The organism is Pseudoalteromonas sp. G5_S1_54_S4 (genome assembly GCF_054968565.1).
The window spans coordinates 1-23,700 of record NZ_JBQKUL010000003.1 but is presented as its reverse complement, the minus strand read 5'-3'; the positions used below and the strand labels follow the sequence as shown (position 1 = coordinate 23,700).

The 23,700-nt window shown below is 41.7% G+C and carries 25 protein-coding genes; 22 read left to right on the top strand and 3 right to left on the bottom strand.

The window, feature by feature from the left end; genetic code table 11:
* Positions 1–2 precede the first annotated feature (2 nt).
* Both ACTRWE_RS01955 and ACTRWE_RS01950 read left to right on the top strand, forming a co-directional pair.
* Entirely contained in the window at positions 3–3,278 is a 3,276-nt protein-coding gene (locus tag ACTRWE_RS01955; RefSeq protein WP_462879416.1) for an efflux RND transporter permease subunit, read from the top strand.
* Positions 3,268–4,338: an efflux RND transporter periplasmic adaptor subunit gene (locus ACTRWE_RS01950; RefSeq protein ID WP_008115415.1), complete on the top strand. Its 1,071-nt coding sequence runs from the start codon at positions 3,268–3,270 to the stop codon at positions 4,336–4,338. Before ACTRWE_RS01955 ends, ACTRWE_RS01950 begins: the two co-directional genes overlap by 11 nt.
* Here the strand turns inward: ACTRWE_RS01950 and ACTRWE_RS01945 are convergent.
* Positions 4,335–5,012, bottom strand: a complete 678-nt coding sequence (locus ACTRWE_RS01945; RefSeq protein ID WP_462879415.1) for a nitroreductase family protein — start codon at positions 5,010–5,012, stop codon at positions 4,335–4,337. The two genes, ACTRWE_RS01950 and ACTRWE_RS01945, sit on opposite strands and share 4 nt — an antisense overlap.
* A 187-nt stretch (positions 5,013–5,199) precedes the next feature.
* Here ACTRWE_RS01945 and ACTRWE_RS01940 point away from each other — a divergent pair, with 187 nt between their 5' ends.
* Together ACTRWE_RS01940 and ACTRWE_RS01935 are read left to right on the top strand one after the other, a co-directional pair.
* Positions 5,200–6,081 carry an ABC transporter ATP-binding protein gene (locus ACTRWE_RS01940; protein ID WP_462879414.1) on the top strand — a complete coding sequence of 294 codons (882 nt, stop codon included), beginning with the start codon at positions 5,200–5,202 and terminating at the stop codon, positions 6,079–6,081.
* A gap of 10 nt (positions 6,082–6,091) precedes the next feature.
* Positions 6,092–9,670 carry an ABC transporter permease/M1 family aminopeptidase gene (locus tag ACTRWE_RS01935; RefSeq protein WP_462879413.1) on the top strand — a complete coding sequence of 1,193 codons (3,579 nt, stop codon included), beginning with the start codon at positions 6,092–6,094 and terminating at the stop codon, positions 9,668–9,670.
* Positions 9,671–9,792: 122 nt separating this feature from the next.
* Here the strand turns inward: ACTRWE_RS01935 and ACTRWE_RS01930 are convergent, their stop codons facing one another.
* Entirely contained in the window at positions 9,793–10,470 is a 678-nt protein-coding gene (locus tag ACTRWE_RS01930; protein WP_462879412.1) for a TorF family putative porin, read from the bottom strand.
* A gap of 313 nt (positions 10,471–10,783) precedes the next feature.
* Positions 10,784–11,947, bottom strand: coding sequence for a hypothetical protein (locus ACTRWE_RS01925; RefSeq protein WP_462879411.1), 1,164 nt, complete (start codon positions 11,945–11,947; stop codon positions 10,784–10,786).
* A 266-nt stretch (positions 11,948–12,213) separates the two neighbouring features.
* On the opposite strand from ACTRWE_RS01925, the gene ACTRWE_RS01920 reads away from it, so the two are divergent.
* From ACTRWE_RS01920 to rplQ, 18 genes are all read left to right on the top strand, one after another.
* Positions 12,214–14,172: an AsmA family protein gene (locus tag ACTRWE_RS01920; RefSeq protein WP_462879410.1), complete on the top strand. Its 1,959-nt coding sequence runs from the start codon at positions 12,214–12,216 to the stop codon at positions 14,170–14,172.
* A gap of 274 nt (positions 14,173–14,446) precedes the next feature.
* A complete protein-coding gene (rplN, locus tag ACTRWE_RS01915; protein WP_008115397.1) occupies positions 14,447–14,815 on the top strand; it encodes a 50S ribosomal protein L14 in 369 nt (122 codons plus the stop codon).
* Between the two features lie 10 nt (positions 14,816–14,825).
* Positions 14,826–15,140 carry a 50S ribosomal protein L24 gene (gene rplX / locus ACTRWE_RS01910; protein ID WP_004589210.1) on the top strand — a complete coding sequence of 105 codons (315 nt, stop codon included), beginning with the start codon at positions 14,826–14,828 and terminating at the stop codon, positions 15,138–15,140.
* Positions 15,141–15,156: 16 nt separating this feature from the next.
* On the top strand, positions 15,157–15,696 hold the full coding sequence (gene rplE / locus ACTRWE_RS01905; RefSeq protein ID WP_010392500.1) for a 50S ribosomal protein L5: 540 nt from the start codon (positions 15,157–15,159) through the stop codon (positions 15,694–15,696).
* A gap of 10 nt (positions 15,697–15,706) precedes the next feature.
* Positions 15,707–16,012 (top strand): 30S ribosomal protein S14, encoded by a 306-nt coding sequence (rpsN, locus tag ACTRWE_RS01900; RefSeq protein ID WP_006794245.1) that lies wholly within the window; start codon positions 15,707–15,709, stop codon positions 16,010–16,012.
* Positions 16,013–16,033: 21 nt separating this feature from the next.
* A complete protein-coding gene (gene rpsH, locus ACTRWE_RS01895; protein WP_016899320.1) occupies positions 16,034–16,426 on the top strand; it encodes a 30S ribosomal protein S8 in 393 nt (130 codons plus the stop codon).
* Between the two features lie 13 nt (positions 16,427–16,439).
* Positions 16,440–16,973, top strand: coding sequence for a 50S ribosomal protein L6 (gene rplF, locus ACTRWE_RS01890; protein WP_006794247.1), 534 nt, complete (start codon positions 16,440–16,442; stop codon positions 16,971–16,973).
* 9 nt (positions 16,974–16,982) lie between these two features.
* Positions 16,983–17,333 carry a 50S ribosomal protein L18 gene (gene rplR, locus ACTRWE_RS01885; RefSeq protein WP_008115388.1) on the top strand — a complete coding sequence of 117 codons (351 nt, stop codon included), beginning with the start codon at positions 16,983–16,985 and terminating at the stop codon, positions 17,331–17,333.
* Positions 17,334–17,342: 9 nt separating this feature from the next.
* Positions 17,343–17,849, top strand: coding sequence for a 30S ribosomal protein S5 (gene rpsE, locus ACTRWE_RS01880; protein WP_008115387.1), 507 nt, complete (start codon positions 17,343–17,345; stop codon positions 17,847–17,849).
* 3 nt (positions 17,850–17,852) lie between these two features.
* A complete protein-coding gene (rpmD, locus tag ACTRWE_RS01875) occupies positions 17,853–18,035 on the top strand; it encodes a 50S ribosomal protein L30 (RefSeq protein ID WP_008115384.1) in 183 nt (60 codons plus the stop codon).
* 4 nt (positions 18,036–18,039) lie between these two features.
* Positions 18,040–18,474, top strand: coding sequence for a 50S ribosomal protein L15 (gene rplO / locus ACTRWE_RS01870; RefSeq protein WP_013466073.1), 435 nt, complete (start codon positions 18,040–18,042; stop codon positions 18,472–18,474).
* A gap of 10 nt (positions 18,475–18,484) precedes the next feature.
* The gene (secY, locus tag ACTRWE_RS01865) at positions 18,485–19,813 is read left to right on the top strand and encodes a preprotein translocase subunit SecY (protein WP_008115380.1); all 1,329 of its coding nucleotides are present in this window, start codon (positions 18,485–18,487) and stop codon (positions 19,811–19,813) included.
* A gap of 22 nt (positions 19,814–19,835) precedes the next feature.
* The gene (rpmJ, locus tag ACTRWE_RS01860) at positions 19,836–19,949 is read left to right on the top strand and encodes a 50S ribosomal protein L36 (RefSeq protein ID WP_002959476.1); all 114 of its coding nucleotides are present in this window, start codon (positions 19,836–19,838) and stop codon (positions 19,947–19,949) included.
* Between the two features lie 125 nt (positions 19,950–20,074).
* A complete protein-coding gene (rpsM, locus tag ACTRWE_RS01855) occupies positions 20,075–20,431 on the top strand; it encodes a 30S ribosomal protein S13 (protein ID WP_008115377.1) in 357 nt (118 codons plus the stop codon).
* Positions 20,432–20,443: 12 nt separating this feature from the next.
* Positions 20,444–20,830, top strand: coding sequence for a 30S ribosomal protein S11 (gene rpsK, locus ACTRWE_RS01850; RefSeq protein ID WP_002959471.1), 387 nt, complete (start codon positions 20,444–20,446; stop codon positions 20,828–20,830).
* 21 nt (positions 20,831–20,851) lie between these two features.
* Positions 20,852–21,472 (top strand): 30S ribosomal protein S4, encoded by a 621-nt coding sequence (gene rpsD / locus ACTRWE_RS01845; protein WP_002959461.1) that lies wholly within the window; start codon positions 20,852–20,854, stop codon positions 21,470–21,472.
* A 24-nt stretch (positions 21,473–21,496) separates the two neighbouring features.
* The gene (locus ACTRWE_RS01840; RefSeq protein ID WP_008115371.1) at positions 21,497–22,483 is read left to right on the top strand and encodes a DNA-directed RNA polymerase subunit alpha; all 987 of its coding nucleotides are present in this window, start codon (positions 21,497–21,499) and stop codon (positions 22,481–22,483) included.
* A 39-nt stretch (positions 22,484–22,522) separates the two neighbouring features.
* Positions 22,523–22,924 carry a 50S ribosomal protein L17 gene (gene rplQ, locus ACTRWE_RS01835; RefSeq protein ID WP_013466072.1) on the top strand — a complete coding sequence of 134 codons (402 nt, stop codon included), beginning with the start codon at positions 22,523–22,525 and terminating at the stop codon, positions 22,922–22,924.
* The last annotated feature ends 776 nt before the right edge of the window (positions 22,925–23,700 follow it).

Genomic DNA, 23,700 nt, shown 5'->3' with positions numbered 1-23,700 from the left:
TTATGAGCATGATTGATAACGCAGTAAAAAGCAGCTTAAGTGGCCGTATTCCGGTTATTATTTTTGTGTTGTCGATTTTGTTTGGCTTATTTGCTTTACAACAAACAGCGCGAGAAGAAGAACCACAAATAGTGGTGCCTATGCTCGATATATACGTATCGGCGCCCAACGTAGAAGCTCCAGAGGTAGCCAGATTGGTTACCCAGCCACTTGAAAAGCTACTTGCCCAACTTGGCGGTGTGGAACATATTTATTCCACTACACAAACGAATGCCGCAGTGGTTACACTTCGCTTTGAGGTTGGCCATGACCGCGAACAAGCCATTTTAGATACCTATGCAAAACTTAACAGTTATCAACATACCATGGCTTCTGTTATCAAAAGTTGGCAAATACGGCCCGTTGAAGTGGATGATGTACCTATTGTTATGCTGGGGCTATACAGTAAAGACCCACAACTTTATGGTGATTACGAGTTAACCCGCTTTGCTAACGAAATAGCCAACAGTTTACAGCGTATTGAACACACCAGTGAAGTAAAAGTCATTGCTGGTCGTAAACGAACCCTCACCATTGATTTAAATGCCAGCGCATTGGCTGCCCACCAAACAACCGTAAATGACGTTTTTTATGCATTAAGCGTGTCTAATCAACTAACGCAAGTAGGCAGTGTGGTTGATGGTCAGCAGCAAATTGAATTGCAAGCAGGTGATGTTCTACGAAGTCAATCTGCTGTAGAACAGCTGGTAGTGAATGTTGTTAATGGCAAAAGTGTTTACTTGCTTGATGTTGCAAACGCTATTGATGGCCCAAGTGAAGCTAAGTATTACCAATGGCTTGCTCAATCGGCAAACCAGCAGCATTTGCCAATGGTAACACTAAGCGTTGCAAAACAAACCGGCACGAACGCTGTTGCAGTTGCCAACGATGTTCATCAAATGATGGCGCAGCTAACACGCACGCTATTACCCCCTGAAGTGAGCTATGCGGTATTAAGAGATTATGGCCAAACTGCCGATGAAAAAGTAAATAACCTCACTTCAAGTTTAGTCTTTGCGGTCTTTACTGTGGTGATATTTGTGGGGGTTTTTTTAGGTTGGCGTCCTGCCGTGGTGGTTGGGCTGGCGGTTCCTATTTGTTATGGCATTACACTGGCTCTGGATTTTGCATTTGGTTACACCATTAACCGGGTGACCTTGTTTGCGCTTATTTTATCTTTGGGTTTACTGGTAGATGACCCAATCACAGGTATTGATAATATTAGCCGCTTTTTGAATAAAAAAGGCGATAAAAAACAGCAGATTGTTGGTGCAATGAGCGAAATTCGAAATGCCTTGCTTATGTCGACACTCACTATAATGGTGGCGTTTATTCCACTGGCGTTTATCACCGGAATGATGGGGCCGTACATGGCACCTATGGCATTTAATGTGCCGGTTAGCGTGATGGTTTCTACCATTGTTGCATTTTTTGTAACCCCTTGGCTTGCGATGAAGTTACTCAAGCCTGATAACGAACAACCCTCCGAGCTTGCTCCTAAAGTTGGTGCATATCAAAGAATATTAAGCCCATTATTGGCTTCTAAGGGGCGAGCTAAACTTGTTTTGTGGCTAACCCTAGCATTATTTATTATTAGCGCCATGTTACCCGTGATGCGTTTGGTGCCTTTAAAGCTACTCCCTTTTGATAATAAAAATGAGCTGCAAGTGCTGATAGATATGCCAGAGGGGACTAATCTGGAGCACACAGTTGCATTTACTAAACAAATCCAAACACTCACATGGCAATTAAACGAAGTAAGTGAAATAGCGGCCTATGTTGGTCAACCTTCAAGTATGGACTTTAACGGTATGGTGCGCGGCTATTATCGCCGTGAGGCAGCGAATCTCGCCGAGCTGAGAGTATTGTTAGTGGATAAGTCTGAGCGCGATCATCAATCTCATGGAGTGGTTATGCGCCTTCGCGAACAGCTCGCGATGCTAGCAACCGATGGCATTGTAATAAAAGTGGTTGAAGTACCTCCAGGGCCGCCGGTACTGAGTACCTTAGTTGCTGAGGTTTACCGAGATGCTTTTGTTGATGAGCAAACACATTCTCAAGCTGCCTTGCAGTTAGCTGCGCGTTTACAACAAGAGCCTCATGTAGTTGAAGTCGATACCTCAATGGTGGCACCCTCGCCATTACAGCGCTTTGTTACCAATAAAACCAAGGCCGCACTTAGTGCGGTTTCAACTCAAAATATTGCACAAACACTCAGTATTGCCTCTCAAGGTGAAAACGTAGGTGTACTTTATGTGAGCAATGAAACAGAGCCCGTTGATATTAAATTACAGCTACCGTACAGCGAGCGAAATCAGCTTTCGCAATTACTTGCACTTCAGGTAAGGGGCGACAGAGATTTAGCTAAAACCAGTAACGAGTTTGGTTTAAGCAGTGCGCCAAGGCCGTTAGTATCGCTTTCAGAACTCGGTGAATTTACACAACATCATGTTGCTAAAACGATTGTTCGTAAAGATCAGCGCGACGTGATTTATGTTATGGCTGAGCTTAATGGGCGCACACCAGCGGAAGTGATTGCTGATGTGAATGCTGATTTAAATGTATCAAACGATGAGTTTGTTAAAACATCGTGGGTAGGTCGTCACTTTTTTAATAATGGCGGAACAGCCCCATGGCAACTACCACAAGGAACCCATGTCAGCTTTAGCGGCGAGGGGGAATGGCGCATAACTATTGATGTATTTAGAGATATGGGCATTGCCTTTGCGTTTGCGCTCAGTGCTATATTTATAATTTTACGGGTACAAACACAGTCGGCGAGTTTATCGCTGATTATCATGTCGGCTATTCCGTTAACAGTAATAGGCATAATGCCAGGTTTTTGGCTGTTAAATCAGTTTGGTGAGCGCTCTATAGCTGGAGCCCCAGAGCCGGTATTATTTACTGCCACAGCGATGATAGGCATGATTGCCCTTGCAGGTATCGTGGTGCGTAACTCACTTATTTTGGTTGAGTTTATTAATCAAGCTCGCGGCCAAGGCATGGCAATTAAAGAGGCGCTTGTTGCAGCGGGTACGGTGCGAATGCGCCCTGTGCTCCTAACCGCAGGTACCACTTTATTAGGTAACTTAGTGATCACACTCGATCCGGTATTTAGCGGGCTCGCGATTGCGATTATTTTTGGCATTGTGGCGTCTACATTATTTTCATTATTTGTAGTACCGCTTGTTTATTATTTAGTGTTTGCAAGCACAGAGGATAAAGCGCATGCAGGGTAAATCAAAATTTATAGGCACATTGGCCGCGTTATTTGTCATTATTATGGCTGTGCTTTATATGGCGGGCAGCTTTTCTGACAAGCAAACTGCAGGCTTAAAAGAATCACAAATAACGAACTATCAAGGTGAGCGAGTAACGGTAACGCTGCAAAGTATTGCAGGCACTGAGCAGGTACCAGGTAGTGTAATAGCAAAACAAAATACGCAAATTTCATCGCATGTTATGGCGCAAGTTGAGCAGTTAAAAGTACGTGCTGGCGATAAAGTCGCTAAGGGCGATTTACTTATTATGCTCAAGCAAGATGATTTTAAGGCGGCATTAGCGCAAAGCAGTGCAAATATTAATGCGGTGCAAGCGTCGTTAACGCAAGCTAAAAAGCAACTAGCCAGAATGATTGATCTAAATGCGCAAGGATTAGTATCTGTTAGTGAATTAGATGACGCCAAAGCAAAGTTTGAAAACTTAACCGCTAATTTAGCGGTTGCTAAGCAACAGCAAACGCAAGCTCAGGTATCGCTTAATTATACGCGTATTACTGCCCCTATTTCGGGCGTGGTCGTTGAGCGCCTAACTGAACCTGGCGATACTGCAACACCCGGTAAACCGCTGATTACTTTGTATAACCCATTACAGTTACAGCTTGAATTTAATGTACGTGAACAACAAGCAGTAAAATTAAGAGTAGGGGACAGTTTAAATGTGGTATTACCTTCTCTAGATATAACAACACCCGCAACGGTGAGCGAAATTGTACCAGTGGCAGATAACGCGGCGCGCAGCTTGCTTATTCGTTTAGAAGCCGATGCGCAACTTGGTTTAATGCCAGGCCTTTATGCTCAACTACAGTTACCAATAAAAAGTACCCAAGGTGTATTAATTGATCCACGTTGGGTGCATGAGTTTGGTCAGCTCAATATGGTGTATGTACTTGAAAACGAAACGCTGGTTAAACGTTTCGTGCGTTTAGGCAGTATTATAAATAACCAGCAACACGTAATAGCAGGCCTAAAAGAGGGTGATGTACTTGCTGTTGATTACATGCCAAGTCAAAGCGATTAAATAAAACTCGCAATTTCATCAATCGACTTTTTATCTAGGGCGTGCAGCGGCACTGTTGCATGCTCATCTGGGTAACCAGTAATAAGTAACATATAAGGGCGTTCGTTGTCTTTATCACGCCCACAAATATCGGTTAGAAAACTCATCGGTTTTGGTGTGTGGGTAAGTGTTGCAAGGCCTGCGCGGTGCAAGGCTTGAATTAAAAAGCCAGTGGCAAGGCCTACCGATTCATGCACATAGTAATTCGTGTTTTTATCGTCCGTATTTACACCCCCCTTTTTTTGACTAAACACCGCGATTAACCATGGCGCGTGCTCTAAATAGGGTTTGTTAGCATCGGTGCCTAAGGGTTTTAGTGCATCTAACCATTCTTCACCCGCTCTGCCTTCATAAAAAGAGCGTTCTAATTTCTCGGCTGCTTCACGAATTTTCTTTTTAACATCACTACTATTAATTGCTACAAAATGCCAAGGCTGGTGGTTTGCGCCACTAGGCGCTGTACCTGCCGCTTTTATACAGGTTTCGATGATTTCTTTTGGCACTGGGCGGTTACTAAAGCTGCGAATACTATGACGGCGTTGACTCGTTTGTAAAAACTCATTCGCACGCGTCAGCATTTCCTCTGGCGGGTATTCTATAAAATCGGCTAATGGTTGGCTTTTATGATTTTGCATGGCTGTTCGCTTCTTATTTTTAGAGTGTTTGGTTTTTATACCGAGGGGCTCATTTCTAAGCAAGTGTTATTAGAAGAATTTCTGTTTATTTATTGTTACAAAGTTAACTAGTTTCTAACTTATGTTCCCGTTTTTAATATGGTATAAAGCAGTACAAAAATAATACTTACAATTCAAGGAAGTAAAAATGCTATCAATAACAGGGTTATCAAAAACCTACGACAACGGCGTACATGCACTGCAAGGTGTTGATTTATCAATTGGTAAAGGTATGTTCGGATTACTTGGGCCAAATGGTGCGGGTAAATCGTCGTTAATGCGAACTATTTCTACATTGCAGTCAGCTGATCAGGGCTCTATTACTTTTGACGGCATTGATGTGTTTAATGACCCACAAGCACTGCGTCAGCGTTTAGGCTATTTACCACAAGATTTTGGTGTATACCCACGGGTAAGTGCCTACGACTTGCTAGACCATATGGCTGTTTTAAAAGGGCTCGATAATAAAGCACTGCGTAAAGAGTCGGTTGAAGGCTTGTTGGCACATACAAATTTGTATCAGCATCGTAATAAAGCCGTGAGTGGTTTTTCTGGTGGTATGCGCCAGCGTTTTGGTATCGCACAAGCATTACTTGGTGACCCTGATTTACTGATTGTTGATGAGCCAACAGCAGGTCTTGATCCTGAAGAGCGTAATCGCTTTCATAATTTATTAGTAAGCCTTGGCGAGAAAAAAGTGGTCATTTTATCAACTCACATTGTTGAAGATGTCGCGGAGCTTTGCCCTAATATGGCGGTATTAGCCAGTGGCAAAATTTTACTTGAAGGTAACCCAATAGCACTTACTGATAAACTCCAAGGTAAAATTTGGCAAAAAACAACCAGCCAAACTGAAGCGCAAGAGCTTGAACAGCATCTACCAGTGATTTCAAAGCGTTTATTCGCTGGGCAGACAATTTTAAATGTGTATGGTGAGCAAGCTCCTGAAGGGTTTACTGCAAGTCATGCTAACTTAGAAGATGTGTATTTTTCTACTTTGCATCAGCATCGTAATATCAGTGCAGCGTAGGGGGAATATCATGTTTCTAAATATGCTTACCTTTGAGCTGCGTTATTTTATACGTCAGCCTTCATTTTATGTAACCGCTTTAATCTTTTTTTTAGTGGCTTTTTTTGCAAGTAGCAGTGACAACGTCTTACTTGGTGGCAGCAACGTTAATGTGAATTCACCATTTAGTATTTTGATGCTAGTTAGTATTTTGCTTCAGTTTGCTATTTTTTTAGTGGTAAATTTTGTTGCTGGTTCTGCGATTCGTAATGATGAAACGAATATGTCAGAGCTGGTTTTTAGCAAGCCATTCAAGCCATTAATGTATCAATTAGGGCGCTTTTTAGGTTCGTACTGTGTTGTTGCGCTTATTTTTGCGTTTGTACCGCTGGGAATATATTTAGGCTCTGGTTTTGGTTTGCTAGTTGGTTGGCTTGATCCTGAGTTGGTAGGAGATAACAAGTTAGGCTATTACTTAACGGCCTATTTTTATATGGCAGTGCCTAGCTTGTTTGTTTTAGCGGCTATATTTAATGGTGTGGCAACGTATTTTCGCTCAATGATGGCAGTATATCTTACCGCGGTTGCATTTTTAATCGCCTACTCTACCGTATCTGTTTACTTTGATGATTTAGCGTTTCGATGGATAGTGGGTTATGCCGATCCTTTTGCAAGTGGCTCATTACTTGATATTACTCGTTATTGGACTGCGAGTGATAAAAATACTCAAACGTTAGAGCTAACAGGGGTTTTACTATTTAATCGTATATTATGGGTTATATTGGCAGCTGTTATATTTTTTGCCTCAGGCAAGCTGTCATCTCGCATTGTTATCAAGCGCGAAAAGAAGAAACTCGCTGCCTCTAATTTAACTAAACAAAAAGAGGCGGCTCTCATTGCTTCTTCGGTAAATCACAAAGCAAGTGCGAACTCTTTTAAGCAACAGCTATTATTGCGCTGTGCTTTTGAGTTTAAACAAGTTGTTATCAGTGCGCCATTTTTGATTTTAGGTATTATTACTTTAGCTGTACTTATGGTGCCATTACTAGCTCCAGTTGGTTGGTATGGCACAGTTAATTGGCCTGTTACTCAAAACATGGTTGGTATCATTCAAAATGCAATAGGACTATTAATTACTATTGTTATTGTGTACTACAGTGCTGAGCTAGTATGGCGTGAACGTAATAGCGGCATGGGTGATATTGTCGATAGCTTTCCGGTGCATAATAGTGTGTTTTGGGTTTCGAAGCTATTGGCTTTAGTGAGTGTTATTGGTCTGCTTTATATTTTTAGTATGGTGCTGACAATTACTGTACAGCTAATTAAAGGGCAGTTTAATTTAGAGCTTGGACAATACTTGTTTAGGTTGGGTTATTTTTCTTTCTTACCTTTTGTAATGCTGGCTATTTTGGCTTTCTTCTTACAAATAATCAGTGCTAATAAATACATAGGGATGGGATTATTTGGGCTGTATTATTTAGTGTCAATAGTGCTAAGTAATTATGGGTTTAGTCATAATATGTTCCATTTTGCCCAATCAAGTCCTGCTCCTTATTCAGATATTAACGGCTACGGTCATTACTTAGCTGGAGTAACCTGGTATACACTTTACTGGGGCGGGTTGAGTGTTATTTTAGCAGCAGCAGGGCTTGCATTGTGGCACCGTGGACCATCTCAGAGTTTACGTAATCGTTTAACGCAATTAACGTATAATTTAGGTCGAAAAGGACAAGTTATATCGGTGCTTGGTTTAGTGGTGTTTATTGCAGCTGGTGCACAGATTTATTACAACACGCGAGTCTTAAATGATTTTTATACGAAAGATCAACTTGAAAACCTGCAGGTTGAGTACGAGCAAAAGTTTGTACAATATAAAAATGACCCACTACCGACAATGACTGATGTCGAACTTACTGTGGAGATATATCCACAGCAGCGCAAAATGCTCGCGACTGCTAATGTAATATTTACCAATACTAGCGACCACGTGATTAAGCGCTTTTTAGTCAGCAAACCTGATTACAGTCCTCACTGGGATGTCAAAATTGCTGGTGGCGAAATTACAGAGCAGTTGCCAGATTACAACTCTGCGTGGTTTGAATTTACCCAGCCATTAATGCCAGGTGAAAAACGTAAAGGTGAGATTTCAGTAGAGCGCAGCCATCAAGGTTTTGCTGATAGCAACACCGATACTAAGCTTGTTGCTAATGGTACATTTATTGATAATTGGCGTTTATTTCCGCAATTGGGTTATAACAGCAGTTATCAATTAATGGATAAACATGAACGTCGTAAACGCGGCTTACCTGAATTACAGCGTGCTAATAAACTTGAAGATACTAAGTATTATAAGCAAAGCATGTTTGGTCAAGGGAATGATTTCATCAATTTTGAAGCAACCATTACTACCGATGAGTCGCAATTTGCTATTGCACCAGGTTATTTAAAAACTGAAACTGTGACTAACGGACGTCGCACTTTTCGCTATGAAATGGATTCACCAATACAAAACTTTTATGCTATTTTATCAGCTCGTTTAGAGTCTAAAAAAGTAATGCATAATGGGGTAAGTGTTGAGGTGTATTATCATCAAGATCATGCGTGGAACGTTGATCGTATGATTGAGTCGGTTACTGATTCAATAGATTACTTCTCTGCTGAATTTGGTCCTTATCAACATAAGCAAATGCGTATTATTGAGTTTCCAGGTTATGAGTCATTTGCGCAAAGCTTTGCCAATACTGTACCTTATTCAGAGCAAATAGGTTTTATTACTGATAACCGTGATAGTAGTAAAATTGATGTACCGTATTATGTTACCGCCCATGAAGTGGCGCACCAATGGTGGGCTCATCAGGTTATTGGTGCTGATGTGCAAGGCACTGCCGTATTATCAGAAACTTTATCGCAATACAGCGCGATAATGGTGCTCAAGAAAAAATACGATGAGCAAAAGTTACGTAAGTTTTTAAAGTATGAACTTGATAAGTATTTACAGGGTCGTGCCGTTGAGGCTTATCAAGAAATGCCACTATATAAAGTAGAGACTCAAGCGCATATTTATTACCAAAAAGGCTCTGTGGTGATGATGGCTATGCATGATTTGTTTGGTGAGGAACGTTTAAATCGTATCTTAAAAGAGTTTCTTAGTGATTTTAAATATCAAAGCAATCCTTATCCAACTACGCTTGATTTACTTAGTTATTTAAAGCGTGACGCGACTCCCGCAGAGCAAGCATTTATTGATGATCAGTTTATGTATATCACTTTATATGAGCTGACCATGAAAGAAGCAAAGGTGTCTGATGAGGTTAATAGTGATGGCTTATACACGGTAACTCTAACGGTTAACGCCGCTAAAAAGCGTGCCGATGGTCAAGGTGAAGAAACAGACCAACCGTTTGATGAAATGATTGATATCGCATTGTTTAATGATGACCCTGAAAACCTACTCGCAGAAGATTTTGTGATTTACTCACAAAAGCATCGGTTAGTAACAGGCATCAACACCATTGAATTAAAAGTGAAAGAAAAGCCGCTTTTCGCGGGTGTTGACCCATATATTAAGTTAATAGACAAAGACAGCGTCGATAATCTCGCTAAGTTTTAATCCTTTTTTACCTTCGCGTTTTTAAGGCCGCATTTATGCGGCCTTTATCATTAATAGTGAAAATATAAAACGAGAAAAGGGCCTTACGGCCCCTTAGTGTTGCAGCAAGTAACACATTCTTTTTATAGGCTAAAGTCGACAGCGTAGGCTACATAAGCTTTAACATCTGAGCCGTCCATGTCGTTATCAGATAGGCCAAAGGTAAAACCATCTTTAGACACTGATACACCATAATCAATAATATTGTCATCACCGATGAAATCGCCTGAGTAATGCCCTATGTGTAGCACCATTTCAGTGCCATTGCTACCAACAGCGAAGCTGTAATCGGCGTTTAAATACAGTGAATCACCAAAATCAGTACCATCACCACTGGCAGCAGATGTTGCAAGTACGGCTGCACCAAATGTAAAACCTTGCACACTAATGCTACCGTAAACTTCTGAAAAATCAGCATCTGCACCTGACGCCGCATCTGGGTAAGCGTAATAAATATAACCTACGTCATAACTTACGTTTTCATTAATAGCGCCGCCAAAACCGGCGTATAAATCTAGTTCGTAGGTCATTTCATCGGCCCAAGACGCATTTGACGCCCAGGTACCCGCATAAAAGCCAGATTCATTAGCGTAATCAATACCACCAGATACAGCTGCATCGCCCCCAGTTTGCTCTTGTCCGCGCCATAAGTAGTTAGAAGTAGCTGCTGCATTGGCTGTTACTTCGGCAAAGGCCGTTGTTGATGCCATTCCTGTTAATGCCAATGCACTGATGAGTATTGTTTTTTGTAGTTTTAGCATGTTTCATTTCCCATTGTATGATTTTGCACGCCAAGGTTTTTATTATAAACGACTACAACCTTTTGAATGGCGGCGTATTATTAGGTTACTGCAGGGGGAAGTGCACTGTATGTGCCAGCTTCCATTTATTTAATAAAAAATAAATTTTATATTATAAAACAAAGTGTTGAAATTATGCGCAAAGACGCTTTGTGAAAAGTATGTAAGGAAAGAACACACTGCTGGTGCAAAAAAAAGCCTGGCTGCACCATTAGAGCGCTACCAGGCTACCTATATTAGGGTCTGTTAAAGCTAATTGCGTTTGATATACGTCTTATCCAAAAATGGTACGCATAAGTGTAATTGTTTCGTTTACACCACGGCCTTTTTGTACTTCGTTAATAATAGAATCACGTTTAGCACGAATATGCTCTGGGATATCATCAGCAGCAAGTGCGCGGTCTACTAATATTTCAGCCGATTCTTTTCCTCGGCGTGGCGCTTTACTGCTGCTCGAAGTACTACGTGTAGGTTTATTAAGTAGCTTAATGTAGTTAGAGTTATCTGCAGTATTCGTATCTGCATAATAAAAAAAGCAAGGTATTAGCGCTTTTATATCCACTAACTGAGTTTCTAGTTCATTACCTGCATTGGCCATTTTAAACCATGACATAGCGTGAATGCTTTGTACTACATCTTGCCAGTAACGCTCAAAGTCACGGTTATTTAATTTGGTGATACCAAGTGCGGAGCAAAGTGCATCTAGGCGACTATTGCTAATCGGTGTAAATACATCAGGGCGGCGCATTGCTAATAAACGGGTGGCAGGCGCCAGAGTTGGTTTTTCATCACTGCCATTAAATGCACTCAAGTAAGCAATTACAAATTGTTGGTAATTACTTTGCGCTACATCACCCTCAAGTGGGATATTGCTGAGTGCATCGTCGAATGCACCTGGCAAATCAGCCAGCATCAGGTGAAAACCTTTGGCGCTTTTGGTAGAGGCAAACCATTCTACATCAAAGTTATAAGTACTCGGATCGAGTGATGCCATATGCTTACCGCTAAAAGCGAGTAAGTCTTCAGGGATCATATCTTTTAACGGCTTTTCACGCAGGCCTGCAATATAGGTAGTTAAACGTAGCTGCTCATCAAGTGCCACCAGTTCTTTATGTTGCTCTACAAACATACTCACTACTGGCCAAGGTGCTACCCGTAATGTTTTTAACTGTAAAAAGCTAATGGCTGAAATAAGTTGGTCATGCAGCTTTTTTAATAGTGGTAATTGTTGGGTTTCGAGTAAGTCGTAATTAATACGGTCGCGGCTTGCACTTAATAGCTCATAACACCAACCTAAAAAGTCTTCTGGATGGTTTTCCACTTTCACAGCCATCAGGTTTAGGCTTAGCTCTGAAGATTGCTTCAGAATATTTTGATAAATTTGACTTTCTTGTTCGCCTAATGCCATTTTTGACGGTGAAATTAGCAGTTTCTTCATGCCTTGTAGACTCTCCGGTTAGATATATTTTTTAGTCGCTACATTTTAGCTTATTTAGGCTAAATACAACAGGGGCGCGCATCATACCGAACAATTGCAGCAATGTAATCAGGGGCATGAATCTTTAAATTTATTAAAATGAGTTTTGAAAACCTGATTTTAAAAAGGGATGCCCTAATTGATATGTTTTTTATTTATTTAACAATGCTTTTAGTGTTAACTCCCGCTATGATAAGAACATTATTTGCACGTTTGAAAGGATGATCATGAAGACCTTATTTAAAATTATTGGTGTCATATTATTGCTATGCATAGCGCTAATTGTTGCTGCACCTTTTTTAATTCCTACTGATACCATTTTTAATAAAGTGTCTGAGCAGGTTGAAAAAACAACTGGGCGCACATTAACCATAAAGGGCGATAAAACCCTCAGTGTATTCCCTGCATTAAAATTAGAGCTTAATGATGTGCATTTTGCCAATATGCCTAGCGGCTCTCGCGCTGATATGGCAAGTATGCAGCAACTTGCCGTTCATATTCCTTGGCTTTCATTACTCGGTGGCGAGTTAAAGCTAGAAAAGTTTGTGATTAATGAGCCTGATATTTTGCTAGAAACCGATAAAAGCGGTAAAGCTAACTGGCAGTTATTTGATGCAGTGGCCAAGCAACCTGGGCAGCAAACTCAATCGGGTGAGGCAGTCAAACTACCTGAAAACTTTGATATTCAATTAGGTGAAGTCGCTATTTATGGCGGGTCGTTTACATATTTAGATGGTCAAACGGGTGCTAAACAACAAATTAGCGATTTAGAACTGGCTATATTACTGCCTTCACTGCGCAAACAGCTCGAAGTCAAAGGGGCTATTACTTATATGCAAGAGCGATTTGAGCTTGATGTAAAACTTGATACTCCAGCAAAAGCGATTGAAGGTGCCCCATTTAATGTAAAGCAAACGCTTAACTCACGCTTAGTAGATTTAACGTTTGATGGCAGCATAGCCAAACAAGGCCAAGATATTAAAGGATTATTAGCACTTAACGGTGATTCAGTTAAAAATATTGCTAACTGGCAAGGGGTTGACTTAAACGCTAAAGACAATGCGTTTAATGCCTTTAGTATCAATGCCCAAATGCACTTGCTCAGTGAGGAGTTTAACCTAACAGAATTAGTTGCAACGCTCGATGCACTCGAGATTAAAGGTAAAAGTAAGGTGAATCTAGGCAGCCGTTTAGCGGTTAATGCTGATATTGACCTAGGGATGCTTGATTTAAATCCTTACTTACCAGAAACCGTAGCTAAAAAAGAAGCCCCAGTAAAAGATGAGTCTAAGCCTGCAGAACCGATTGTATGGGATGATACTAAAATTGATTTAAGTGGCTTAAGTGCATTAGATGCAAATGTGATTGTTCGTTCAAGTGGTTTAAAAGCTAACGACATTAAACTAGGCGCTAATCAGTTTACTATGGCACTTAAAAATAGCATTGCTAAATTAAGCTTAGATAGCTTTGTCGCTTATGAAGGAACAGGTAAAGGGGTGGTTACTATCAATGCCCAAAATACCCCTTATAAAATAGCAACCAACTTCGATTTAGATAAAATAGAGGCACAGCCCTTACTTACTGATGCTGCAGGCTTTGATAAGCTAATGGGCAAGGGCTCTTTAAGTTGGAATTTAACTACAACTGGGCAAAGCCAAAAAACGTTTATAAACGCGCTCAATGGTAAATTAGGGTTTAAGTTCGCGGATGGTGCCGTTAAGGGAGCAAACGTAGCGGAAATGGTGCGTAAGGGTAAAGAGCTAGTTAAAGGCAACTTTAATGCCGTGTCTGAGGGATTAGATACAGGATTTGAAGAATCTGAGAAAACCGATTTCTCTGCACTTTCTGGTAGTTTTAACTTTACCAATGGCGTAGGCAAAAATACTGATTTATCGTTGATCAGCCCTTTAATACGCATTTCAGGTGAAGGAGACGTTGATTTACCGCAAACGCTCGTTAACTATCGACTAGTAACAGGCGTCGTGGACTCTATTGAAGGTCAAGGTACAACCGATGACAGTACTGGCTTTAAAGTTCCTTTACGCATAAAAGGCCCGTTTCATGACGTGAATATAAAGCTTGATGTAAGCAATGCTTTAAAAGATGAAGCTAAGCAAAAGCTTGATGATGCAAAAGACAAAGCTAAAGATAAAATTAAAGACAAATTAAAAGGTTTGTTTGGCTAATTTTAATTACTGATATAAAACAAGGCACCGTAAAGGTGCCTTGTTTGTTTTATAACCACCTGTAAATTAGATAAATAGCATAGAAAACCTCGTTTTAATTTAGCATCCCTATTAAATTAATTAAAAAATAACCTACCACTCCCCCCTCAATGCTGATACAATTGCCCGCCCTTAAGAGACATCTAGTATGTTTTTTGAGTGGAATTCAATCGAAATGTCTTGATTTTAAACAAATTTAAGACAAGTTGTAATTACTACACCGGAGGTCATTAACATGATCCAAATGCAAACTCAGCTGGAAGTTGCTGATAACAGCGGCGCTCGCAAAGTGCAGTGTATAAAAGTCCTTGGTGGTTCACACCGTCGCTATGCAGCGATTGGCGATATCATTAAAGTTTCTGTAAAAGAAGCGATTCCTCGCGGTAAAGTGAAGAAAGGTGATGTTAAAAACGCGGTAGTTGTGCGTACCAAAAAAGGCGTTCGTCGTCCAGACGGTTCATTGATCCGTTTCGACAGCAATGCGGCTGTTATCTTAAATGATAACTTGCAGCCTATTGGTACTCGTATTTTCGGCCCTGTGACTCGCGAACTTCGTAATGAAAAGTTCATGAAAATCGTTTCACTAGCCCCAGAAGTACTGTAAGGAGTCTATCATGGCAGCAAAAATCCGTCGTGATGACGAAGTAATCGTACTAGCAGGTAAAGACAAAGGTAAGCGCGGCAAAGTGCTTTCAGTTGTAACCGAGTCTGGTCGAGTATTTGTCGAAGGCATTAACTTAATCAAGAAACACCAAAAGCCGGTTCCACAGTTGAACCAAGCTGGCGGTATTGTTGAGAAAGAAGCGTCTATCGACGTATCAAACGTTGCGATCTACAACTCGGAAACGAGCAAAGCAGATCGTGTAGGTTTCAAGATTGAAGATGGTAAGAAATTACGTATCTTTAAATCTACTGGTAAAACTATCTAATAGTTGGAGTAGAATGATGGCGAAACTGCATGAAGTATATAAAGACAAAGTAGTTGCTGAACTTCAAGAGAAGTTTGGTTTCAGCTCTGTCATGCAAGTCCCTCAGATCGAGAAGATCACATTAAATATGGGTGTGGGCGAAGCCTTAGCTGACAAGAAGATTTTAGATAACGCTGTTGCGGATCTAGAAGCTATCTCTGGTCAGAAACCTTTAATCACTAAAGCACGCAAATCTGTTGCTGGCTTCAAAGTGCGTGAAGGTTACCCGATTGGTTGTAAAGTAACCCTACGCGGCGAGCGTATGTGGGACTTTTTTGAGCGTTTGGTTTCAATCGCTATCCCACGTATCCGTGACTTCCGTGGTGTGAGTGCTAAGTCTTTTGATGGACGCGGTAACTACAGCATGGGCGTACGTGAACAAATCATCTTCCCAGAAATTGATTATGATAAAGTAGACCGTGTACGCGGTATGGATATCACAATCACTACATCTGCGAAATCAGATGAGGAAGGCCGTGCGTTGTTAGAAGCGTTTAACTTCCCATTCAAGAAATAAGGGTAGGGTTATGGCAAAGAATTCTATGAAAGCGCGCGAAGCAAAGCGCACTAAACTAGTTGCTCAGTACGCTGAAAAGCGTGCAGCACTAAAAGCTATCATCAGTGATGTTAATACATCTGAAGATGATCGTTGGGACGCGGTACTTAAGCTACAAGCTTTACCTCGTGATTCTAGCCCTGCACGTCAACGTAATCGTTGTAACATTACGGGCCGCCCACATGGTTTCCTTCGCAAATTCGGCATGAGCCGTATTAAAGTTCGCGAAGCAGCTATGCGCGGTGAAATTCCTGGCCTTAAAAAGGCTAGCTGGTAATAGAATCATGGGAGTAAGACTATGAGCTTGCAAGATCCTATCGCGGATTTATTTACACGAATCCGTAACGGTCAGTCAGCGAAGAAAGTATCTGTAACGATGCCTAATTCGAAACTGAAAGTAGCAGTAGCTAATGTATTAAAAAATGAAGGTTACATCGCAGACTTCTCAGTAAGTGGTGATGTAAAACCTGAGCTTTCTATCGAGTTAAAGTACTTCGAAGGCAAAGCTGTTATTGAAAATATCCAGCGTGTAAGTCGCCCTGGTCTACGTATCTATAAGAGACGTGACGAATTACCAAAGGTAATGGGTGGTTTAGGTATCGCTATCGTATCAACTTCTAAAGGCCTAATGACAGACCGCGCAGCACGTAGTGCAGGCGTTGGTGGTGAAATCATTGGTTTTGTAGCTTAATCGGAGGGGAACTATGTCTCGCATAGCAAAGGCACCAATAAACGTTCCTGCCGGTGTAGAAGTTACATTAAAAGGCCAGGAAATCACAGTTAAAGGCAAAAACGGTGAACTTACTCGTACTATCAACGATGCAGTTGAAGTACAAGTTAACGACAACGTTATTACAACTTTACCTCGTGAAGGCGTAGCCAATGCATGGGCACAAGCAGGTACTGCTCGCGCTCTAATCAACAACATGGTTGTTGGTACGCATGAAGGTTACGAGAAGAAACTTCAGTTAGTAGGTGTTGGTTACCGTGCTGCAGCTAAGGGCAAAGTTTTAGACTTAACTCTTGGTTTCTCGCACCCAGTTAATTTCGCAGTTCCTGAAGGAATTACGATTGAAACTCCAAGCCAAACAGAAGTTCTAGTTAAGGGCGTAGATAAGCAGTTAGTTGGTCAAACAGCTGCTAACATTCGTGCATACCGTAAACCTGAGCCTTATAAAGGTAAAGGTGTTCGTTATTCAGATGAGAATGTACGCCGTAAAGAGGCTAAGAAGAAGTAAGGTAAGACGATGGATAAAAAAACAGCTCGTCTACGTCGTGCTAAACGCACTCGTAGAAATTATATTGAACAAGGCACAACGCGTCTTGTTATCCACCGCACGCCACGTCACATTTACGCTCAAGTTGTAAACGCTGAGGGTAATGTACTGGCTGCTGCTTCTACTGTTGAGAAAGCTATTAGCGAAACAGTTAAAGGCACAGGCAACGTTGCAGCTGCACAAGCAGTTGGTAAAGCGGTTGCTGAACGTGCGGCTGACAAAGGCATCGAAAAGATTGCTTTTGATCGCAGTGGCTTTAAATATCACGGCCGTGTGAAGGCGCTAGCTGATGCTGCGCGTGAAGCCGGTTTGCAATTCTAGGAGTAGACAATGGCTAACGTAGAAGCAAAGCAACAACAGCCTGATTTAGCTGAAAAGCTAATCGCGGTGAACCGTGTGTCTAAAGTAGTTAAAGGTGGTCGTATCTTTAGCTTTACTGCACTAACTGTAGTTGGTGATGGCGCAGGTAAAGTAGGTTTCGGTTATGGTAAAGCACGTGAAGTTCCAGCTGCTATTCAAAAAGCAATGGAAAAAGCACGTCGTAACATGATCAACGTAGACCTAAATGGCAACACATTACAGCATCCTGTTAAAGGACGTCATGCTGGCTCACAAGTGTTTATGAAACCAGCATCTGAAGGTACTGGTATCATTGCAGGTGGTGCTATGCGTGCAGTACTTGAAGTGACTGGTGTTCAGAACGTACTTTCTAAATGTTACGGTTCTACTAACCCGATCAACGTTGTACGTGCAACGATCTCAGCTCTTGAGAACATGAATTCTCCTCAGTCGATCGCTGCAAAACGTGGTCTTCGAGTAGATGAGATTTTGGGGTAAACCATGGCTAATAAAACTGTAAAAGTAACACAAGTAAAAAGCTCTATCGGTCGTTTACCGAAGCATAAAGCTACATTACGCGGTCTTGGTTTACGTCGTATCAATCACACTGTTGAGTTAGAAGACACAGCATGTGTACGTGGTATGATTAACCAGGTTTATTACATGGTTAAGGTAGAGGGGTAATTCGATGCATTTGAATACACTTTCACCTGCTGCAGGTTCAAAAACTGCTCCAAAACGTGTTGGTCGTGGTATCGGTTCTGGTCTTGGTAAGACTGGTGGCCGTGGTCACAAAGGTCAAAAATCACGTTCTGGCGGTAAAGTACGCGTTGGTTTCGAAGGCGGTCAAATGCCTATGCAACGTCGTCTACCTAAGTTCGGTTTCACTTCTCGCAAATCATTAGTATCTGCAGAAATTAACCTATACGAAATCGCTAAAGTTGAAGGCGATGTGGTAGACCTAAGCGCGTTACAAGCAGCTGGTCTAGTTAAAAAGAACGTTCAGTTCGTTAAAGTTGTTAAATCTGGCGAAGTTTCACGCGCTGTTACCGTTAAAGGCCTTAAGGCTACTAAAGGTGCACGCGAAGCTATCGAAGCTGCCGGAGGCAAGGTAGAAGACTAAGGAAGTACTAATGGCTAAACCAGGTCAAGATACACAAAGTGCACAAGGTGGACTTTCGGAATTGAAGCGCCGATTACTCTTCGTATTGGGTGCTATCATAATTTACCGTCTAGGTTCATTTGTGCCGATCCCTGGGATTGACGCCGCTGTACTTGCCGATTTCTTCGAGCAACAAAAGGGCACCATTGTTGAGATGTTCAACATGTTTAGCGGTGGTGCGCTTGAGCGAGCTTCAGTGTTAGCACTGGGTATCATGCCGTATATCTCGGCTTCGATTATTACGCAACTATTAACGCATATGTATCCGCCGTTTATAGAGCTTAAGAAAGAAGGTGAGCAAGGGCGTAAAAAGATAAGCCAGTACACACGCTACGGCACGCTTGTGCTTGCTACTATCCAATCAATCGGTATTGCCACAAGCTTACCGGGCATGATGAACGGGTTAGTTGTTAACCCAGGTATGGGATTCTACTTCACCGCTGTGGTGAGTTTAGTAACCGGTACTATGTTCCTTATGTGGTTGGGCGAACAGATAACAGAGCGCGGTATCGGTAACGGTATCTCAGTTCTAATATTTGTTGGTATTGTAGCTAACCTGCCGTCTGCTATTGGTTCGACAGCCGAAATGGCGCGCCAAGGTGATTTGAATGTTTTTGTACTGTTGATGGTTGCGGTTATAGTATTCGCTGTTACTTATCTTGTTGTATTCTTTGAACGTGGACAACGACGTATCGTTGTTAACTACGCCAAACGTCAACAAGGTCGTCAAGTATTTGCTGCTCAAAGCACGCATTTACCTCTGAAAGTAAATATGGCGGGTGTTATTCCACCAATCTTCGCTAGCAGTATAATTCTGTTCCCTGGTACAATTGCAAGCTGGTTCGGCCAGGGTGAAGGTCCGGTTGCTGATGTGCTACAAGCAATTGCTACAACGTTGACTCCAGGTCAGCCTTTGTATGCAATGGTTTTAGCTGCGGCTATCATCTTCTTCTGCTTTTTCTACACAGCGTTGGTTTTTAACCCGCGTGAAACGGCAGACAACCTGAAAAAATCTGGCGCATTTATCCCAGGTATTCGTCCAGGTGAGCAGACATCTAAATACATTGATAAAGTGATGACACGCCTGACATTGGCAGGTGCTTTGTATATAACCTTTATCTGTCTGGTGCCCGAATTCATGACTATGGCATGGCAAACGCCATTCTATTTCGGCGGTACATCAATTTTGATTATCGTTGTAGTAATCATGGACTTTATGGCACAAGTACAGACGCATCTGATGTCACATCAGTATGATTCTGTGCTGAAAAAAGCGAACCTTAAAGGCTACGGTCGATAAGGTCAGTTTACGGAGTTGAGCAATGAAAGTACGTGCTTCCGTTAAGAAAATATGCCGTAACTGTAAAGTTATTAAACGTGCTGGTGTAGTACGCGTAATTTGCAGTGAGCCTAAGCATAAGCAAAGGCAAGGCTAAGTAAACAGTCGTGCAGGCTGAGGTTTCTCGGCCTGTGTTTTTAGTTGTGATTTGGTCTTCGTTTGAGTATCCTTACGGGCTTTTCAAACAGATGATTACCAAATTCAAATATAGGAGATGTGTTAGTGGCCCGTATCGCTGGCATTAACGTCCCTGATCATAAACATGCAGTTATTGGTTTAACAGCTATTTATGGCATAGGTAAGACTCGCTCTAAGGCTATCTTAGAAGCGACTGGTATCGCCGAGACCACAAAAATCGGTGAACTTTCAGACGAAACACTTGACGTATTGCGTGAAGCAGTTGGCAAGTACACTGTAGAAGGTGACCTTCGTCGTGAAGTTACTTTGAATATCAAGCGCCTTATGGACCTTGGTTGTTTCCGTGGCCTACGTCACCGTCGCTCTTTACCACTTCGTGGTCAAAGAACAAAGACTAACGCGCGTACCCGTAAGGGTCCTCGTAAGCCTATTAAGCGATAAGGGGATAGTAAAATGGCTAAGACACCAATTCGTCGTAAAAAGGTTAAAAAGCAAGTTGCTGATGGTATGGCTCATGTTCATGCGTCTTTCAACAACACTATTGTAACAATTACCGACCGTCAAGGTAATGCACTATCATGGGCTACTGCCGGTGGTTCAGGTTTCCGTGGTTCACGTAAATCTACTCCATTTGCTGCTCAGGTTGCTGCAGAGCGTGCAGGTACTGCTGCTCAAGAATACGGTTTAAAAAATCTAGAAGTTTTCATCAAAGGTCCAGGTCCAGGTCGTGAATCTGCTGTACGTGCTTTGAATGCTGCTGGTTACCGTATCACCAACATTACTGACGTGACGCCAATACCACACAATGGTTGTCGTCCACCGAAGAAACGTCGCGTTTAACAATAGGTTAGGAGAAATAACATGGCAAGATATTTGGGCCCTAAGCTCAAGCTGAGTCGTCGTGAAGGTACTGACCTGTTCCTTAAGAGCGGCGTAAGAGCTATCGACTCTAAGTGTAAACTTGAGACTGCACCTGGTCAGCACGGCGCTCGTAAAGGACGCTTATCTGATTACGGTTTACAATTACGTGAAAAGCAAAAAGTACGTCGTATCTACGGTGTATTAGAAAAGCAATTCCGTAACTACTACAAAGAAGCTGCTCGCCTTAAAGGTAATACAGGTGAAAACTTGTTACAGCTTTTAGAGCAACGTTTAGACAATGTTGTATATCGCATGGGTTTTGCTAGCACACGCGCTGAAGCACGTCAGTTAGTAAGCCACAAAGCGATTCTAGTTAATGGTCGTGTTGTGAACATTCCTTCATACGTAATTACTCCAGAAGATACTGTTGTAATCCGTGAGAAGTCTAAGACACAAGCACGTATCATCGCTGCTCTAGAGTTGGCTGAGCAACGTGAAAAGCCGACTTGGGTTGAAGTTGACGGTAAGAAATTGGAAGGTAGCTTCAAGCGCCTACCTGAGCGTTCAGATCTGTCTGCGGACATTAATGAACAACTAATCGTCGAACTTTACTCTAAGTAAAGTTAAGAGTTAAGAGAGGATAAAATGCAGGGTTCTGTTACAGAATTTCTAAAACCAAGGTTAGTCGATATCGACGCTATAAACCCAACGCGTTCTAAAGTAGTTTTAGAACCACTCGAGCGTGGCTTTGGTCACACTTTGGGTAATGCCTTACGCCGTATACTGTTATCATCTATGCCTGGATGTGCAGTAACTGAAGTTGAAATCGACGGTGTATTGCATGAGTACAGCGCGAAAGAAGGCGTACAAGAAGACATCATTGAAATACTACTAAACCTTAAAGGTCTAGCGGTAACGTTAGAAGGCAAAGATGAAGTTTTTCTGACCCTGACTAAATCTGGTGTAGGCCCTGTGACTGCGGCAGATATTCAGCACGATGGCGATGTAACAATTGCTAACCCAGATCATGTTATTTGTAATTTAACTACAAATAACAGCGAGATCAGCATGCGTATTCGTGTTGAGCGTGGTCGTGGTTATGTGCCGGCATCTAGTCGTTTATCCTCTGATGACGATGAGCGTCCAATTGGTCGATTGCTGCTTGATGCATCATTCAGCCCAGTTGAACGTATTGCGTACTCGGTTGAATCAGCCCGTGTTGAGCAACGTACAGACTTAGACAAGTTAATCATTGATATGGAAACAAACGGCACTTTAGATCCTGAAGAAGCGATCCGCCGTGCGTCTACTATCTTAGCTGAGCAACTAGATGCATTCGTAGATTTACGCGATGTAACTGAGCCAGAAGAGAAAGAAGAGAAGCCAGAATTCGATCCTATTCTACTTCGTCCAGTTGATGATCTTGAACTAACAGTACGTTCAGCAAACTGTTTGAAAGCCGAGCAAATTCAATATATCGGTGATTTAGTTCAGCGCACTGAAGTTGAGCTTCTTAAAACGCCTAATTTAGGTAAGAAGTCTCTAACTGAAATAAAAGACGTGCTAGCTTCACGTGGTCTTTCTCTAGGTATGCGCCTAGAAAATTGGCCGCCTGCAAGCCTAGCTGAATAATCTAAATCACTATATTAGTTTAGTTAGAAGGATAGGGTCATGCGCCATCGTAAGAGTGGTCGTCAATTAAACCGTAACAGTAGCCATCGTAAAGCGATGTTCAGCAATATGGCAGGTTCTTTGGTGAAACATGAAATCATCAAAACTACTTTGCCTAAAGCGAAAGAGTTACGCCGTGTAATTGAACCTTTAATCACACTGGCTAAGACTGACAGCGTAGCAAATCGCCGTTTAGCATTTGCCCGCACGCGTGATAATGAAGTAGTTGGTAAATTGTTCAGCGAAATCGGTCCTCGTAATACAGACCGTCCAGGTGGTTACACTCGTATTCTTAAGTGTGGCTTCCGTGCTGGTGATAATGCACCAATGGCTTATATTGAACTAGTTGGTCGCCCAGCGGCGAGCGAAGAAGTTCAAGAAGACGCACAGTCTGCAGAGTAAGTCTTTAAAGAGACACCAAAAAGCCGAGCTTATGCTCGGCTTTTTAATACCTAAAATTTATCACACGGTAATAGGGTCGCGACAAGTCCTCCCCAATTTTTTTATCAATAATAAACAACAGCCCCATATCAATAAAGGCAGTCTATTTGCTACTAACAGAAATATAGTTCGCTTATTTAAATACTTTCTTCATGTTACCCCTAACCTATATATTCTATTTAGCTATGATTGGTAAAAATAAGCTAATTATATAACTTAATGTTGTGATTAACGTCATAGGTTGAAGCAGTAAATACATAAGTAAAGAAAGCCTTAACTATATATGCTATGTTTTTTGCCAAATGCCCTTAGTGTTCTACTAGCTAAAATAGTTATAGCAAGAAATTGGATGCTATTTACAAGCGATTTCAACATCAGCATCAACACGTTGTCATTAAAAAATAACTTATAACCTCATTTGAAGCTAAATATGCTTGAGTTTAGTTGTCTTTTTAAGCGTTTAGTTGTAATTTTGTTCGAGCAGTCATTTATTTCAAGTTTTCTTCAAAAAAGGGTTGATCTGTTTTCGGATCTCCCTATAATGCGACCCCACTGAGACGGCAGAGCGCAACGCATAGCGAGGCACGAGCTAATCAGTGAGTCGAGTAAAACTTAGTTTCGAAAACTTTCAAGTTTAGAGAAATTAAGTGTTGACAAAAAAATAGGAAAGCGTAATATGCGCAGCCCTAGCGAGATAAAGTTAAACGCTTTAATCGCAACCGGATAACCGGTATAGC